Annotated in this window: 13 protein-coding genes and 1 riboswitch; of the genes, 6 read left to right on the top strand and 7 right to left on the bottom strand. The window is 66.8% G+C overall.

The genetic code is table 11. The features are described from left to right. The first annotated feature begins 100 nt into the window (after positions 1-100). The 3 genes from BMX37_RS15205 to BMX37_RS18550 all read left to right on the top strand — a co-directional run bounded on the left by BMX37_RS15205 (position 101) and on the right by BMX37_RS18550 (position 1,780). Positions 101-397, top strand: coding sequence for an alkylphosphonate utilization protein (locus BMX37_RS15205; RefSeq protein ID WP_093666635.1), 297 nt, complete (start codon positions 101-103; stop codon positions 395-397). 71 nt (positions 398-468) lie between these two features. Next, a complete protein-coding gene (locus BMX37_RS15200; protein WP_093666594.1) occupies positions 469-903 on the top strand; it encodes a pyridoxamine 5'-phosphate oxidase family protein in 435 nt (144 codons plus the stop codon). A gap of 478 nt (positions 904-1,381) precedes the next feature. Beyond that, the gene (locus BMX37_RS18550) at positions 1,382-1,780 is read left to right on the top strand and encodes a hypothetical protein (RefSeq protein WP_139198101.1); all 399 of its coding nucleotides are present in this window, start codon (positions 1,382-1,384) and stop codon (positions 1,778-1,780) included. 130 nt (positions 1,781-1,910) lie between these two features. Here the strand turns inward: BMX37_RS18550 and BMX37_RS15195 are convergent, their stop codons facing one another. The 3 genes from BMX37_RS15195 to BMX37_RS15180 form a co-directional block, all read right to left on the bottom strand. Continuing rightward, complete coding sequence (locus BMX37_RS15195; RefSeq protein WP_425288468.1) at positions 1,911-2,813, bottom strand: DUF2171 domain-containing protein; 903 nt, start codon at positions 2,811-2,813, stop codon at positions 1,911-1,913. A gap of 166 nt (positions 2,814-2,979) precedes the next feature. After that, positions 2,980-3,486, bottom strand: a complete 507-nt coding sequence (locus tag BMX37_RS15185) for a DUF3833 family protein (protein ID WP_170841993.1) — start codon at positions 3,484-3,486, stop codon at positions 2,980-2,982. A gap of 70 nt (positions 3,487-3,556) precedes the next feature. Then, positions 3,557-4,225 carry a TetR/AcrR family transcriptional regulator gene (locus BMX37_RS15180; RefSeq protein ID WP_244501626.1) on the bottom strand — a complete coding sequence of 223 codons (669 nt, stop codon included), beginning with the start codon at positions 4,223-4,225 and terminating at the stop codon, positions 3,557-3,559. A 159-nt stretch (positions 4,226-4,384) separates the two neighbouring features. Between BMX37_RS15180 and BMX37_RS15175 the strand changes: the two genes are divergently transcribed. The 3 genes from BMX37_RS15175 to BMX37_RS15165 are packed head-to-tail and all read left to right on the top strand — an operon-like array spanning position 4,385 to position 10,332. Further along, positions 4,385-5,587 (top strand): efflux RND transporter periplasmic adaptor subunit, encoded by a 1,203-nt coding sequence (locus BMX37_RS15175; RefSeq protein WP_093666592.1) that lies wholly within the window; start codon positions 4,385-4,387, stop codon positions 5,585-5,587. A gap of 5 nt (positions 5,588-5,592) precedes the next feature. Further along, on the top strand, positions 5,593-8,808 hold the full coding sequence (locus BMX37_RS15170; protein ID WP_093666591.1) for an efflux RND transporter permease subunit: 3,216 nt from the start codon (positions 5,593-5,595) through the stop codon (positions 8,806-8,808). Between the two features lie 45 nt (positions 8,809-8,853). Beyond that, the gene (locus BMX37_RS15165; protein ID WP_093666632.1) at positions 8,854-10,332 is read left to right on the top strand and encodes an efflux transporter outer membrane subunit; all 1,479 of its coding nucleotides are present in this window, start codon (positions 8,854-8,856) and stop codon (positions 10,330-10,332) included. A 56-nt stretch (positions 10,333-10,388) separates the two neighbouring features. Here the strand turns inward: BMX37_RS15165 and thiC are convergent, their stop codons facing one another. The 4 genes from thiC to BMX37_RS15145 form a co-directional block, all read right to left on the bottom strand. Further along, the gene (gene thiC, locus BMX37_RS15160; protein WP_093666590.1) at positions 10,389-12,251 is read right to left on the bottom strand and encodes a phosphomethylpyrimidine synthase ThiC; all 1,863 of its coding nucleotides are present in this window, start codon (positions 12,249-12,251) and stop codon (positions 10,389-10,391) included. 42 nt (positions 12,252-12,293) lie between these two features. Continuing rightward, positions 12,294-12,404: riboswitch (TPP riboswitch) on the bottom strand. 272 nt (positions 12,405-12,676) lie between these two features. Beyond that, positions 12,677-13,675 carry a ferritin-like domain-containing protein gene (locus tag BMX37_RS15155; protein WP_093666589.1) on the bottom strand — a complete coding sequence of 333 codons (999 nt, stop codon included), beginning with the start codon at positions 13,673-13,675 and terminating at the stop codon, positions 12,677-12,679. 22 nt (positions 13,676-13,697) lie between these two features. Further along, a complete protein-coding gene (locus BMX37_RS15150) occupies positions 13,698-14,687 on the bottom strand; it encodes a ferritin-like domain-containing protein (RefSeq protein ID WP_093666588.1) in 990 nt (329 codons plus the stop codon). 253 nt (positions 14,688-14,940) lie between these two features. Beyond that, positions 14,941-15,834, bottom strand: coding sequence for a MipA/OmpV family protein (locus tag BMX37_RS15145; protein WP_093666587.1), 894 nt, complete (start codon positions 15,832-15,834; stop codon positions 14,941-14,943). Between the last annotated feature and the right edge of the window lie 50 nt (positions 15,835-15,884).

The raw sequence follows: 15,884 nt of genomic DNA, 5'->3' as shown, positions 1-15,884 counted from the left end.
ACAAGGATGCCGACGCCCCCATCTTCCAGGTCGCCGATATCGGTCTGGTCGGCGACCTCTTCACCCTGATCCCCGAACTGACAAGCAAGCTGTGAACGCGATGAGCGAAGAGTATATCTATGACGAGGCGAGCGGCGAATGGGTCGCCGCCGCCGATGCGCCGCCGCCCGCGCGCGACGACAGCGTCGAGGTGCGCGACGCGCTCGGCAACCTGCTGGCCGATGGCGATCAGGTGACGTTGATCAAGGACCTGAAGGTCAAGGGTGCGGGCCAGACGCTGAAACGCGGCACGCTGATCAAGTCGATCCGCCTGACCGGCGACCCGCAGGAGATCGATTGCCGGTTCGAGGGGATCAAGGGCCTGGTGCTGCGCGCGGAGTTCGTCCGCAAGCGCTGACAGGAATCGCGCGAGGGAGCCTCGGCACGGCCGGCACGTTGTTCCTGCGTTTCCACCAGGAGTTCCGATACATGGCCTACAAGACCCTCGCCGACCTGTCCAGCAAGATGGCCAAGATCGATTACTGCACGCTGTCGACGCATGGCGATGGCGGCACCATCGCCGCGCGGCCGATGAGCAACAACCGCGACGTCGAATATGACGGTGACAGCTTCTTCTTCGCCTATGACTCGGCACGTTCGGTTTCCGACATCGCACGCGATCCGAAGGTCGGTCTGTCGTACCAGGGCAGCAGCGGCATCGTCGGTCAGCGCCCGTTCTTCATCACGATCGAGGGCCAGGGCGAACTGATCCGCGACAAGGCCGCGTTCGAGGCGCATTGGACCAAGGACCTGGAGATCTACTTTCCGCAAGGGATCAACACCCCCGGCATCGTCCTGATCAAGGTGCATGCCGAGCGGGTGCATTACTGGGACGGCGAGGACGAAGGGGAAATCCGCGTCTGAGGCAAGGCAGGCGGTGGTATCGACACGTTCGGTATCGCCGCCTCCAGCCGGCTAGAGCGGGAAGCAGCGAAGTCGTGGCCTCGGCGTCTGTCTCCCCGTTATTGCCTGAACGCCACGGGTCTATCCGCCGCATACCCTTAACAGATTGAACGACTTTCCTGACGGCAACAGATGCGCACCGCGCGGACTGGTGCCACGGCTAGTTCGTCACCAAGCCCCTGCTCTTATCAGCGGAACCGGGCGGAGAGCGGAAGCTTCGTTCGCGTTTCCGCTCGCGGAGAGAGGCTCCGGCCTTCGCATTACGTCTATCCAGATCGGACCGGACAGCCGTTGCGCCCGACCTCTCCGCTTTTAAACACGCGACGTGCCAACATTCAGCAGCACCATACCCGCTTTGTGGGGCGTCGGCGGGGTCCTTCTCGGCGGTGGACTGACCAGCATCCGCGACTGGTCGCTACGGCGGGCAGAAGCACGGTCGGTGGACGCCGCCCTGACGGCCGAGGTGAAGGCGCTGCTCGAGACGATCGAGGCGCGTGGCTTCTTGCGTAGCCTAAACAGGTGTCTTGGCGAGGCCGAGCGTCTGGTCGCCGCCGAGCAAGGCGAAACACCTTTGGTCTTCCCGCAATTCTCCATGACATGGGACTATTTTGCTGTGTTCGAGGCGTTGCGGCCCAAATTGGGTTTGCTGCCAGCGCAGAGAACGTCGTTGGTAACGTGCTTCTATGTGGCGGCGAAATCATCCTGCGAAATGCTCATTCGCCGGCCCGAACAGCCACTGGCCCGGTTCCGGCACGGCACCTTTTGCCTCATCTGCGGATGGAGTCCGCGCTCGCGAACCGCGCCATCGGCCTGGGCCATAGCATCGTCGGGACGGTGATCGTCGGGACAACGGATTCAGCCAAGGCTTAGCCTTGGTACCGCCACGTTGAGCAAAATCGCAATGCAAACCGACGGACCGCTACACATGAAGTCCACCGCCCGACGCACGCCGGGCGCTGGAGGAACAATTACTTGGCCGTGACGGTCAGCTCGCTGCGGCGGTTTTCGAAACGACCACCAGCCGTCGCGTTGGTATCGGTCGGGTCGCTCTCACCACCCGTCGCGGTGGCAATGCGGCCCTTGTCGATCCCCTTGCCGGTCAGCGCCGTGGCCACGGCCTGCGCCCGCTGTGCGCCAAGCTGTGCGTTCAACGGCTGCGATCCGCGGGCGTCGGTGTATCCGGTGACGGTCACGCGCGCCTTGGGATAGGCGGCCAGGATCAGGGCGAGTGCGTCGACATTTCCCGCATCCTCTGCTCGGATCGCGGCCGATCCCGTGTCGAAGTTCAGCTTGTCGAAGGTGAAGGTGCGCGGGGTCGGCTGGTTGGAGGCGAGGTACCGCTGAAGCTCATAGTTTAGCGTGTTCGGCGCCAGATCGACCGAGCGGCCATTGGGCAGCTTCACCGCCTCCACCGGCAGTGGCGCGACGGCCGGGGCGGCGGTGTCAGTCGCGGCCGTGGTGGTCGTCGTCGTTGTCGCCTGCTCATGCGAGGCACAGCTGCGGAACAGCAGGAACAACAGCAACAGGCCGATCAGCGCGACGATCCAGGGTAGGTAATAATTGCCGCGCGGGCGCGCACCCTCGACTTGGCGGTTCTTCACCGGCGGAAACGGCGCGGCGCCATGATCCGCCGTGAACCCGGTCGCGCCTGCCACTGCAAGCAACCCCATCGCGGCGGCCGTGGTTCCGACATGGACATGCTCGTCGACGCGAACGACGTCCGACAGCGGCAGGTAATGGTGCTCGCCGTCGTTCGAATCCTTGCGCGTGAGCTTGATGCGGTCGCCGTCGACATGATCGATCGTCCCGACATGGATGCCGTCGGAGCCCAGCACTTCCATATGCGGGCGGATGTCCGATGCCTGTGCCATGACGCGTCCCTCCTATATATTCGTGTGAGCGGCGTAACGATTTCCGGCTAACCGCGTTCCGACTCCGGTGGAGGTGCGCCCTGCACCCTCGCATGCCGAGACGATCCGAGCGGATCTGATCGGAGTAGCTTATAGGCACACTCAACACATGCCCGGCGACGAGACCTCAGTCGACCTTGCGGATCACCTCATCCAGCCGCGCGACGACGAGCCCCAGTTTGCGCGCGGCCAGATGGTTGCGCGCGCTGCGCCCGTCCGGCGACAGGACCAGCCATTGATCGATCCGGACGCCGCCCTTTGCGGCATAGGCCAGGTGGAGACGATCCCCCTCCGCCTCCCCGACGACCGGCCCCGCCGCGTCGGACAGCCTGCCCGCGTAGCGCCCCGGCGCGACCTGGCGGATGCGCCATTGTCGCATGGTCGCTGGCCGGCCCTGTTGCGCCACGCGCTGGTCGAGGATCAGCGTGCCTTCCGCGTCCTGCCGTCCGACACCGCGCACCTGCACCGCGCGACCGCGTCGGAACATGATCTTCAGCCGCGCCTGCCCCTCGGTCGTGCCGGAAAAGAATTGGATCGGATCGAAGCATCGATGCCGCCGAGTGGGGCGGTGCCGCCGGCCGGGGTGATGGGGCGACAGGCACAAGGGCGGCGAGGAGGAGCGCGAACACGGCATCCGAACGCACTGGTCATGCAATCGGCTGCGGCGATAAGGCGGGACTCCGTCCCGGACAGCGTGTCCGTTGTCAGCTGTCCTGAACCTGCGCGACCTTGTCGGGGGCAGTTGCGGGGGCGTGCGCGCAGCACCCGGAACCGACCGCCAGCTCGTCCGTGTCGAAATCAGGTGCCACGGAGGTAAAGGTGCCGGAACAGGACTTCGTCGCCAAGGCATAGGCCAGCTCGACGATCAGGTCCTTGATGAAGTCGGCCTCTTCCTCATGCGTTTCGCCGTTGACGACCCGCATGCTGACCAGGCCCATGAAGAATGTCGAAAAGACCCGCGCCAGCGCCAGGTGACGATCGCTGACGGCATCCGCGCCGCCCAATCCGGCGAACGCGCGGGCGACACCGCGGATCACGCCATCCTTGGCGGTGCGGATGGCGTGGCCGACATCGGGATTGCGCACCGCTTCGGCCACCATCTGTACGAACAGCCGGTCGGATTCGTCGTCATGGGTATGGACGCAGTCGGACAGCCAGCCCTCGATGCCCTGCTTGTCGTGCGCGTCCAACGCGACATCCAGCGCGGGCAGGTTCGCGACCTGCTTGCAATCGACCTGGACGATGGCGGCGATGATGTGGTTCTTGGAGGGGAAGTCGCGATAAAGCTGCTGCACGGCGACGCCCGATTCCCGCGCGATCGCGGCGATACCCGTTGCATGAAAACCGTGCTCCACGAACAGGCGTCGCGCCACCTCCTTGATATGCTCGCGGCGTTGGTTGGCACGTTCACTTCTGCTCGCGCAGCCTGCGGGCGACACTTCATCTCTCCAACTGGTGTTGACGAGACATAGGGGCGTGGAGTAGCTGCGTCCAGAGTGATCGATCACTCTCACATTCCCAGGCGAATTGGCATGTTGTTCAAGCGGTTGACCGGAATCATCGGCTCCACGGCGCTGTTCACGCTCGCGGCGTGCGGCAAGTCGGAGCAACAGGCGCCGCCGCCACCCCCGCCGCCGGTGTCCTTCGTGGTCGCGACGAACCAGCCGGTGTCGCTGACCACCGAACTGCCCGGCCGGACCAGTGCGTTCGAGACGTCGGACGTGCGCCCGCAGGTGAACGGCCTGATCCAGGCCCGCCTGTTCGAGGAGGGCGACACGGTGCACGCCGGACAGCCCCTGTACCGCATCGACCCCTCCCCCTATCAGGCACAGGTCGCCAGCGCGCGGGCGTCGCTGGGCCGCGCCCGCGCCGCGATCGCATCGTCCCAGGCGCTGGCGCGCCGGTATGGCGAGCTGGTGAAGATCAACGCGATTGCCCGGCAGGAGTTCGAGAACGCGCAGACCTCCGCCGCGCAGGCGCAGGCCGATGTCGCGGCCCAGCAGGCGGCACTGCGCACCGCGCAGATCGACCTGGCACGCTCCACCATCCGCGCGCCGATCTCCGGCCGGATCGGGCGCTCGCTGTTCACCACGGGCGCGCTGGTGACCGCCAGCCAGACCGATCCGCTGACCACGATCCAGCGGCTGAACCCCATCTATGTCGACATCCAGCAATCCTCGTCCGACATCCTGAAGCTGCGCGAACAGATGCTCGCCGGTCAGGTGCGGCGCGGCGGTGCGGCCCGCGTCCGGCTGAAGCTGGAGTCGGGCAATGATTATCCGGTGGAGGGCACCCTGCGCTTCGCCGACGTGACGGTGGACCCGACGACTGGATCGCAGACCATCCGCGCGGTGGTGCCGAACCCGTCCGGGCTGCTGCTGCCGGGCATGTATGTGCGCGCGGTCCTGCCCGAGGGCACGCAGTCGCGGGCGATCCTGATCCCGCAGCGCGCGATCGGCCGCGACGAGCGTGGGCGGGCGACCGTGATGGTCGTCGGCGCTGGCAACAAGGTGGAGGTGCGCACGCTGACCACCGGTCGCACCCAGGGCGACAACTGGATCGTCAGCGACGGGGTGAAGCCCGGTGACCGCGTGATCGTTGAGGGCGGCATGATGCTGCGCCCCGGCATGCCGGTGACCCCATCCCCCTTCAACCCGAACGCCAAGCCCGCTCAGCCCGGCGCCGCCGGCCAGGGCAAGGGTGAGGCACCGGCCCAAGGTTCGGCAGGAAAGTAAGCCCCATGTCGCGTTACTTCATCGAACGCCCGATCTTCGCCTGGGTGCTGGCGGTCATGGTGATGATCGCCGGCCTGCTGTCGATCCGCAGCCTGCCGATCGCGCAGTTCCCCGCGATCGCCCCTCCGGCGGTCGCGATCACCGCCACCTATCCCGGTGCCGACGCGCAGACGTTGGAAAACACCACCACCCAGATCATCGAGCAGCAGCTGAAGGGGATCGACCACCTTCGCTACTTCTCGTCCTCGTCGTCCTCGGCGGGCACGGTGACCATCACGCTGACCTTCGAGCAGGGAACCGACCCGGACATCGCCCAAGTCCAGGTACAGAACAAGCTGCAGGCGGCGACGCCCCTGCTGCCGCAGGAGGTGCAGCGCCAGGGCATTCTGGTGGCCAAGGCGACGCAGAACTTCCTGCTGTTCGTCGGCCTATATTCGGAAACCGGCGAACATGACGCCGACGACCTGGCAGACTATGTCGCGTCCAAGATCCAGGACCCGCTGTCGCGCGTGACCGGCGTCGGCGACACCCAGATCTTCGGCTCGCAATATGCGATGCGCATCTGGGTCGACCCGCTGAAGCTCAACAATTACGCGCTGACCATGGCGGACGTGACGAGCGCCGTCACCGCTCAGAACGCGCAGGTGTCCGCCGGGCAGATCGGCGCCCAGCCAGCGCCCAAGGAGCAGATGCTGAACGCCACCGTGTCGGTGTCGTCGCGCCTGACCTCGCCCGAACAGTTCGGCATGATCCGGCTGAAGAGCAATGCGGACGGGTCCGTGGTACGCCTGCGCGATGTCGCGCGCGTCGCCATCGGTGCCGAGAACTACAGCTTCTCCGCACAATGGAACGGCAAGCCGGCGTCCGGCATCGGCATCAAGCTGGCCCCCGGCGCCAACGCGCTGAACACCGTGACCGCGGTGAAGGCGCGGGTGAACGAGATCGCCAAGTCGTTCCCGCCTGACGTGAAGGTCATCTTCCCATACGACACCTCGCCGTTCGTGCGACTGTCGATCGAGCAGGTGGTGGAAACGCTGGTGGAGGCGGTGGTCCTCGTCTTCCTGGTGATGTTCCTCTTCCTCCAGAACTTCCGCGCCACGTTGATCCCGACGATCGCGGTGCCCGTTGTGCTGACCGGCACCTTTGCGGTGCTGGCGGCGGCCGGATACTCGATCAACACGCTGACGCTGTTCGGCATGGTGCTCGCCATCGGCCTGCTGGTCGACGACGCCATCGTGGTGGTGGAGAATGTGGAGCGCCTGATTCAGACCGAGGGGCTCAGTCCCAAGGATGCGGCGCGCAAATCGATGGACGAGATCACGGGCGCGCTGATCGGCATCGCGACCGTCCTGTCGGCGGTGTTCCTGCCGATGGCGTTCTTCGGCGGATCGACGGGCGTGATCTATCGCCAGTTCTCGATCACCATCGTGTCGGCCATGGTGCTGTCGGTCGCGGTCGCCCTGATCCTGACGCCGGCACTCTGCGCCACCATCCTGAAGCCGCACGATCCCAAGAAGACCGAAGGCGACGGGCTGCTCGCGCGGTTCTTCCGCTGGTTCAACGACCGGTTCGATCGGGGTCGCGACCGCTACGAGCGCGGCGTGCGCTCTTCCGCCAGGCGCTGGGGCCGGTCGCTGATCGCCTATGCGCTGATCGTCCTGGGCCTCGTCTTCCTGTTCACGCGCCTGCCCTCCGGCTTCCTGCCGGACGAGGATCAGGGCGTCATGATCGCGCTGGTGCAGGGCCCCTCCGGCTCCACCACCGCGCGGACGCAGAAGGGGCTGGACCTGGTCCGCGACCACTTCCTGAAGGATGCGGGCAGCGCGATCCGCGGCGTGTACACGATCAACGGCTTCAGCTTCGCCGGTGTAGGACAGAATAGCGGCATCGCCTTCATGCCGATGAAGGAGTGGAAGGATCGCCCCGGTGCCGAAAACCGCGCACAGGCGATCGTCGGTCGCGCCATGGGCGTGCTGGCGCGCTACAATGACGGTCTGATCTTCGCGGTGATCCCGCCGGCTGTGCAGGAACTGGGCAATGCGACCGGGTTCGACCTGCAACTGGTCGACGAGGGCGGCATTGGCCACGAAAAGCTGCTCGCTGCGCGCAACCAGCTGTTGGGCATGGCGTCGCAGAACAAGTCGCTGGTCGGCGTGCGCCCCAACGCCCTGGACGATGCGCCGCAGCTGCGCGTCGAGGTCGATCAGGACAAGGCGCGCGCGCTCGGCCTCGACCTGTCGGCGGTGAACAACACCATCGCGACGGCGTGGGGCGGTTCCTACGTCAACGACTTCATCGACCGTGGCCGCGTCAAGCGCGTCTACATCCAGGCCGACGAGCCGTACCGTCAGAAGCCGGAGGATATCGGCAGCCTGTACGTCCGCGGCGCGAGCGAGGCGATGGTCCCCTTCACCGCCTTCTCCACGCTCAGCTGGCATGAAGGACCGATGCAGCTGACCCGCTATAACGGCCTGCCCTCGATGGAAATCCTGGGCCAGCCCGCGCCCGGCGTTTCATCGGGCGACGCGTTGAAGGCGATGCAGGACATGCAGGCGAAGCTGCCGCCCGGCACGCGACTGGACTGGACCGGCCTCAGCTATGAGGAGCAGTTGTCCGGCGGACAGGCGCCCGCGCTGTACAGCCTGTCGCTGCTGATCGTGTTCCTGTGCCTTGCCGCGCTGTACGAAAGCTGGTCGGTGCCGATCGCGGTGCTGCTGGTCGTGCCGTTGGGCGTGGTGGGCGCGATCCTGGCGGCGTCGCTGACCGGGTTGAACAACGACATCTATCTGCAGGTCGGCCTGATCACCACGATCGGTGTGTCCGCGAAGAACGCGATCCTGATCGTGGAATTTGCGGAGGAACGCATGGCGATGGGCATGGGCGCGTTCGACGCGGCGATCGAGGCGGCCAAGCTGCGACTGCGGCCAATCCTGATGACGTCGCTGGCATTCGTGTTCGGCGTGCTGCCGCTGGCGATCACCACCGGCGCGGGTGCGGGCGGCCAGAACGCCATCGGCCGCGCGGTGGTCGGCGGTATGTTGTCCGCGACCATCCTGGGCGTGATCCTGATCCCGGTGTTCTTCGTGGTCGTCGCCCGCTTGTTCGGCCACGGCCGTCGAGACGGCGACCGGCCGGGCGAGCATGGCGAGACGGCCCACCACGACGCGCCCGACGACCACCATCCTTCCCATGACCGCGGCACGGAGCCGCAGGGAGCATAAGGCGTGCGCAAGCTTCTTCTTTCCACCGCGCTGGCGGCATCGGCGATGCTGGCCGGCTGCAATCTGGCGCCGAAATATGTGCGCCCGGTCGGCGCCGTGCCTGCGGAACTGCCGCAGGGCGGTGCTTATCCGACCGCGATGGGTGCGGCGGCGGATGTGTCCGCGATCGGCTGGCAGGATTTCTTCGTGGATCCGCGCCTGCGCTCGACCATCGAACTCGGCCTCGCCAACAATCGCAATCTGCGGGTCGCGGCGGCGAACATCCTTCAGGCGCGCGCGCAATATATCAGCCAGCGTGGCGCGCTGGTGCCGACCACCGGCGTCAGCGGCACCGCGACCTATACCAACAATATCTTCGGTGCGACCGGCGCGTCGGCCGGCGGTGCCGGCGCGGGTAGCGGCACGGGAACGGGAACGGGTGCCGGCACCGGTACTGGCGTCGGTGCGGGCGCGGGAGCCGGTGCTGGCGCGGGTGTCGGCACGGGCGGCACCACCAACATCGAGGCGTATTCGGTCACCGCCGGCTTTTCCGCGTTCGAGCTGGACCTGTTCGGCCGCCTGCGCAACCTGACCCGCGCCGCGCAGGAACAGGTATTCGCATCGGAAGAGGCACAGCGGTCGACGCGGATCAGCCTGATCTCTCAGATCGCCTCGTCATGGCTGACCATGGCGTCCGACCAGGAACAGCTGCGCCTGTCGCAAAGCACGCTGAAGACCTACCGGCAGACGCTGGACCTGACCCAGGCACAGTTCCGCATCGGCGTCGGTTCCGAACTGGAAGTGCGTCAGGCCGAAACCAACTACCAGTCGGCGCGCAACGACATTGCCGCGTTCCAGACCCGGATCGCGCAGGACCAGAACCTGCTGAACCTGCTGGTCGGCACGACCGTCACCGCGGACATGCTGCCGGGCGAGCTGGGCAGCAACCCGTACACGCTGGACGCGCTGCCCGGTGCGCTGTCGTCGGAGGTGCTGTTGAAGCGTCCCGACGTGTTGCAGGCCGAACATCAGCTGATCGCGCAGAACGCCAATATCGGCGCGGCTCGCGCGGCGTTCTTTCCGACCATCTCGCTGACCGGGACGGTGGGGACGCTGGCGACGTCGCTCGGCAAGTTGTTCAGCGGCGGCAGCTTCACCTACACCGGCGCGCCTGGCGTATCGCTGCCCCTGTTCGACGGCGGGCAGCGGCGGGGCAATCTGGACTATGCCCGCGCATCGCAGCAGGCGGCGGTCGCCACGTACGAACAGACCATCCAGACCGCGTTCCGCGAGGTCGCGGACGCGCTGGCGCAGCGGGGCACGATCGACGAACAGGTGTCGGCGCAGACCGCCCGTGCCGGCGCGGCACAGACGGCGGCGAAGCTGTCGGACGCCCGCTTCCGGGCCGGCGTGGACTCGTTCCTCAACACGCTGGACTCGCAGCGCGCCGCTTATGCCGCGCAGCAGAGCCTGGTGACCACGCGCCTGACCCGCGCGGACAACCTGGTCACGCTGTACCGCACGCTGGGCGGCGGCATCCGCTAAGCGGTAACGACCCGGCAGGCGGCGCCTGAGCGCTCCGCCTGCCGGGCCTGGGCCGGTCACTCGGCCGGCAGATAGACCTCGCCGCCCTTTTCCCGGAAACGCTCGCTCATCTCCGCCATGCCAGCCTCGGCATTCTCGGCGGCGACGAAGCTTTCGACCGGTGCGTTCTGCTTGGCGGCGAACTCGCGCACCTCCTGCGAGATCTTCATCGAGCAGAATTTCGGCCCGCACATCGAACAGAAATGCGCGGTCTTCGCGCCTTCCGCCGGCAGCGTCTGGTCGTGGTACGATTCCGCCGTATCGGGATCCAGCGACAGGTTGAACTGGTCGCGCCAACGGAACTCGAACCGTGCACGCGACAAGGCGTCGTCGCGCATCTTCGCCGCCGGATGCCCCTTCGCCAGGTCGGCAGCATGCGCGGCGAGCTTGTACGTCACCACGCCGACCTTCACGTCGTCGCGGTCCGGCAGGCCCAGATGCTCCTTGGGCGTGACGTAGCAGAGCATCGCCGTGCCGTACCAACCGATCATCGCGGCGCCGATGCCGCTGGTGATGTGGTCGTACCCCGGCGCGATGTCGGTGGTCAGCGGCCCCAGCGTGTAGAAGGGCGCCTCTCCACACACCTGCAGCTGCTTGTCCATGTTCTCCTTGATCTTGTGCATCGGCACGTGGCCGGGGCCCTCGATCATGACCTGCACGTCTTCCTTCCACGCGCGGTGGGTCAGCTCGCCCAGCGTGTAGAGTTCGGCGAACTGCGCCTCGTCATTGGCATCCGCGATCGATCCGGGACGCAGGCCGTCGCCCAGCGAATAGGCGATGTCATACGCCTTCATGATCTCCGTGATCTCGTCGAAGCGCTCGTAGAGGAAACTCTCCTTGTGGTGCGCCAGGCACCATTTCGCCATGATCGATCCGCCGCGCGACACGATGCCGGTGACCCGCTTCGCCGCCAGCGGAACATAAGGCAGCCGCACGCCGGCATGGATGGTGAAGTAGTCGACGCCCTGTTCCGCCTGTTCGATCAGCGTGTCGCGGAAGATGTCCCAGGTCAGCTCCTCGGCGATGCCGCCGACCTTTTCCAGCGCCTGGTAGATCGGCACCGTCCCGATCGGCACCGGCGAGTTGCGGATGATCCATTCGCGCGTGTCGTGGATGTTGCGACCCGTGGACAGGTCCATCACCGTGTCGGCACCCCAGCGGATCGACCAGACCAGCTTGTCCACCTCGCTCGCCACGTTCGACGCGACGGCGGAGTTGCCGATATTGGCGTTGATCTTGACCAGGAAGTTGCGGCCAATCGCCATCGGTTCGGATTCGGGGTGATTGATGTTGCTGGGGATGATCGCCCGCCCGCGCGCCACTTCGTCGCGGACGAATTCGGGGGTCACGTAATCAGGAATCGCTGCGCCGAAGCTTTCGCCGTCGCGGACATAGTCCCGCAGCATCTCGCGGCCCAGATTCTCGCGCGTGGCGACATATTCCATTTCGGGCGTGATGATGCCGCGCCGCGCGTAATGCATCTGGCTGACGTTGGCGCCCGCCTTGGCACGCAGCGGTCGCTGGATGACGCGCGGGAAGCGCGGCACGCCACCCGAGCGATCGGGGCCGAGCTGGCCGTTATCCTCCGGCCGCAGTTCGCGCGCGTCATAGCTTTCGACGTCGCCCCGGCCCTCGATCCACTGGCGGCGCAGCTGCGGCAGGCCGGCCATGATGTCGATCCGGGCGTTCGGGTCGGTATAAGGGCCGGACGTGTCGTAGACGTTCAGCGACGGCTCCCCACAGGACGGGTCCAGGTCGATCGCGCGCATCGCGACACCCAGCGGGCCGACATGGATCTTGCGGCTGCCACGGATCGGCCCCGTGGTGACACCGATCGGATCGCGGGCAGCGCGTTCGATCGGCGAGTCGATATCGGCCATGGGATGCTCACTCCAAGATCGGAGCGAAGTTTGCAGGCACCCGGATGGCGACCGCTCCCTCCCTCCGCCGGTGTCAACCGGATCAGGTTCAGCGGGTCCAGGGCAGCGACGCCCAATCTCAGCCCGTGTCTGCGGGCTCCCCGGGGATAGACGCGGTTGTACAGGGCTTTGACAAGCTTGGGAAGCGCACCCGCGCAACCGCGCGGTGCGGCGTGGGGTCTGTCGGACGGCAGGAAGTCCGGGCTAGCCTAAGCCCAGTTGCGGTCGACCAGCGACACGCGATTTCGCCAGCCAGACGCCACAGCCAAGCCGACGCGATCAGATATGGGACCGGGTCGGCCGTCACCGGCATACGCCCGGGCGTTATGCCGCGATCCGGACTCGCCCGGCGGCGGTCGGCCACGCCGCCGCCACCGGGCGGTGCGTCAGTTCGCGCCGCTCTGGAAGATGCTGCCGTTGACGCCACTGGGGAAGAAGCCGCCGGCCTTCACCGCCGACTTGTTCAGGTACACCACGTTCAGCACCTGTGCGGCTGTGCGGCCGAGCACCAGGCCATTGCTGTCGGTGGGCACGATGTTGGCGCTGGTGCCGTCCGTGCCGACCACCGGCTGGTCGAGGTCGGTCGACCCGTCCAGCGCGTCGCGCGCGTCGCTGATCTTCACCGTGTTGGTGCGCAGGTCGGACCGGGTCAGCCCCTTGGCATACAGGTTCCCGCGGATCGCCGCATCGTGATACGCCTCCGCCGCCAGGATGCCGGCCGACGCCTCCAGGAAGGTCTTGTTGGTCAGCAACCGCGCCGCGCCGCGATAGGCGCTGACCCCCACATCGGACAGCAGATACGCGCCGAGCAGGAAGCTTTCGTCATTGGCATAGGGGTTGAACACGTCGTTCGGGCCGACCACGCCCGCCGCCCGCGCGGCCGCGGTGAAGGCGCCGGTCGCATCGCCCGCGATGTTGATCGCCGGCATCGCCGTCGACTGCCCGCCCAGCGCCGAACGCAGGAACGTGATGTGCGCCACCTCGTCATACGCGATCTCACGCGCCAGGTTGCGCACCGCCGTGTCGGTGAAGGTCACCGCCGCGCCGCCCGTGACGGTGCCGATCGTGCCCACGCCCGTGACCAGGTCGGCGCTCAGGCCGGAACCAAAGGCCGCCTTGTAGTAATAGTTCGCTTCCAGATATTCGAGCTGGAGTGCGAAGTTCAGCACGTCGACATCGACATTGGTGCTGGGCGTGGGGGTCGGCGCGGGCGTCGTGCCGTTGCCGCTGTCGTTGTCGCCATCGTCGCTGCCGCACGCGCTGAGCAGCGCCGCGCCGCCGGTGATGGCGGCCGCACCGCCGCACAGGCGCAGGAAGCGGCGGCGCGCCCGGCGCTCCGCCCCGGCGGCTTCCATGGTGTCGAGAAGGGTCTGGGTGTCGGTCATGGGTGCCTCCGCGTCCGCCCGATCAGCTGGCGCTGCTGGTCTTGATGGTGCCGTTGACGCCGGCGGGGAAGAACCCGCCCGATGTCGTGCCGGCGGTGGCGTTCAGATAGACGATGCCCAGCACCTGTCCCGCCGACCGGCTATAGGCACGGCCGTACAGGTCGGTCGGCGCGATGTTCGAATAATCGATCGCCGGCGTCGTCGCGGTTGCCGCCACCTGCTTGGTGGAGATGCCCTGATCGAGGTCCTGCGCCCCGTCCAGCGTGTCGCGGGCGTCCGAGATCTTGTCGGCGGAGGTCAGCAGCGAGGGCGCCGCGATCCCCTTGGCATACAGCGTCTGACGGATCAGGCCGGCATGGAACGCCTCCGCCGCCAGAATGCCTGCGGCCGCGTCGATATAGGTGTTGGAGCTGATCAGCGGGCTGGCGCCCTTGTACGCCGTCACGCCGACATCCTCGAACAGGAATGCCGCGAGCAGGAAATTCTCGTCGGACGCATAGGCGTCGAACGCGGTGCCGGCCGTGACCAGTCCTGCCGCCTGCGCCGCCTTGGAAAACGCACTGCTGGCGGTGAAGCCCAGGTCGATCGCCGGCTGTGCCACCGCACTGCTGCCCAGCTGCGTGCGCAGGAACTGCACGTGCGCCTGCTCGTCCGCCGCGATCTCACGCGCATATTGCGCCACTACGGGATCGGTGAATGCCACCTGCTTGCCGCCGGTGACCGCGCCCGGAGTGCCGGTGCCGCCTAGCAGGGTGGAGGGCAGCCCGGCGCCGGTGACGGCGTAGGAATAGAATTGCGCCTCGAGATATTCGAGGTTGAGCGCGAAGTTCAGGATGTCGGCGTCGGTCAGGGTGACGGCCTGCGCCGCAGCGCCGCTCGCCATGCCGAGCGCGGTCGCGCCAGCCGCGGCAACGGCCGCCCCGCCGATTGCCGCCCGAAAGAAGTCGCGCCGCCCTTCCCGGCGGCGAACGCGCGCATCGAGCGCGTCGAGGGTGGTCGCGCTGTCGGTCATGGCAGGTCCAACTCCCTGGCGGACGAACCGCCGTTCATTCCAAACACCCAGACGCCTTGGCGCGTTTACGGGTCGGCACGCAAGGCCGGACGTCGCTTTCGGACGCCCGACCTTGCCTGGAAATGAACCGCACGACCGCCTGGGACGGATGGAGCCCGATCCAATGCGAGCCGTAGCCGGATCGCAACGGCCGGATCAGCCCATGCCCGCTGACGAACCCCCGATCAGCCAAGCCCGGCTGGCGGCCGCCCGGTTAGAAGGTGTAGGCGACGCCCAGCACGCCCAGCCACTGGCTGCGCGAACCTGCGACGCTGACCAACGGGCTGTCCGCGAAGTCGTTCAGCATGCGGCGGTACGTGACGTTGCCGACCAGCTTGAACCCGTGCAGCAGGTCGCCGGTGACGGACACCGCGCCCAGCGCGCCGATCGTGTAGTTCTTCCACCCCTTGCCCGCGTCATAGACCGGCAGCGTGCTGGCCAGGCTCTGCGTCGGCGTGACGGAGAAATAGGCATCGGCATATCCGTTGCCGGCATGCTCCGCGGACGCGAACAGGCCCACCGCCGCCTTGCGGCTGAGCGGGGTGAAGTAGTTCACCGTCGGCTGCCAGATGCCGCTCTTGTGCGTGCCGCTGACATCGTGGCGATAGCTGAGCGAGACGCTCAATCGGTCGTATTCGGAGGTGATGACCCCCGTCTTGCCGATGCCGACGTAACCGCCCAGTTCGACCGCGGTATCGACCTTGCCCAGCGCCTTGACGCGGTCGTCGTCGATGCTCTTCGTGCTCGACCGGTTGAAGTTGATGACGCCGATCGGACCCGCCTGGATGTCGATCGTCGGGCCGCGACCGTCGGGGATCAGGTCGACGCTCAGCCGGTTGCCCGCCAGCGTGAAGTTGAAGCCGCGGAACGACCCGATCGCGCCGGGCGCCGGCACAAAGCGGTAATCGTCCGACCCCTCGTAATCCGGCAGATAGGCCGCGCCCAGGCCAACGGTGATCGAGTCGCCGGACATGTCGGCGGTGCCGACCTGCGTCGCGGTCGCGCCCGCGTCGGGCGGCGCGGTTTCGGCGACCTGCGCCGCTGCGGGAAGGGCGAAAAGGATCGCGACCGGCGCTAGTGCGCCAGCAAGATTCGAGGTCAAACGCATCGGAGGCTCCGAACGAGAAGAACGGGAAATGAATTGTTACAGGCGCGCAA

It is taken from the genome of Sphingomonas gellani, from assembly GCF_900110035.1.
Classification (GTDB): Bacteria; Pseudomonadota; Alphaproteobacteria; order Sphingomonadales; family Sphingomonadaceae; genus Sphingomonas; species Sphingomonas gellani.
The sequence above is the reverse complement of the archived record's forward strand: the minus strand, read 5'-3'. Positions and strand labels throughout refer to the sequence as shown.

Bases quoted from the DNA above. Each gene is read 5' to 3' on its own strand.
- BMX37_RS15205 (WP_093666635.1), top strand. From the start codon at position 101: ATGAGCGAAGAGTATATCTATGACGAGGCGAGCGGCGAATGGGTCGCC.
- BMX37_RS15200 (WP_093666594.1), top strand. From the start codon at position 469: ATGGCCTACAAGACCCTCGCCGACCTGTCCAGCAAGATGGCCAAGATC.
- BMX37_RS15195 (WP_425288468.1), bottom strand. From the start codon at position 2,813: ATGGCACAGGCATCGGACATCCGCCCGCATATGGAAGTGCTGGGCTCC.
- BMX37_RS15185 (WP_170841993.1), bottom strand. From the start codon at position 3,486: ATGCCGTGTTCGCGCTCCTCCTCGCCGCCCTTGTGCCTGTCGCCCCAT.
- BMX37_RS15175 (WP_093666592.1), top strand. From the start codon at position 4,385: ATGTTGTTCAAGCGGTTGACCGGAATCATCGGCTCCACGGCGCTGTTC.
- BMX37_RS15170 (WP_093666591.1), top strand. From the start codon at position 5,593: ATGTCGCGTTACTTCATCGAACGCCCGATCTTCGCCTGGGTGCTGGCG.
- BMX37_RS15165 (WP_093666632.1), top strand. From the start codon at position 8,854: ATGCTGGCCGGCTGCAATCTGGCGCCGAAATATGTGCGCCCGGTCGGC.
- thiC (WP_093666590.1), bottom strand. From the start codon at position 12,251: ATGGCCGATATCGACTCGCCGATCGAACGCGCTGCCCGCGATCCGATC.
- BMX37_RS15155 (WP_093666589.1), bottom strand. From the start codon at position 13,675: ATGACCGACACCCAGACCCTTCTCGACACCATGGAAGCCGCCGGGGCG.
- BMX37_RS15150 (WP_093666588.1), bottom strand. From the start codon at position 14,687: ATGACCGACAGCGCGACCACCCTCGACGCGCTCGATGCGCGCGTTCGC.
- BMX37_RS15145 (WP_093666587.1), bottom strand. From the start codon at position 15,834: ATGCGTTTGACCTCGAATCTTGCTGGCGCACTAGCGCCGGTCGCGATC.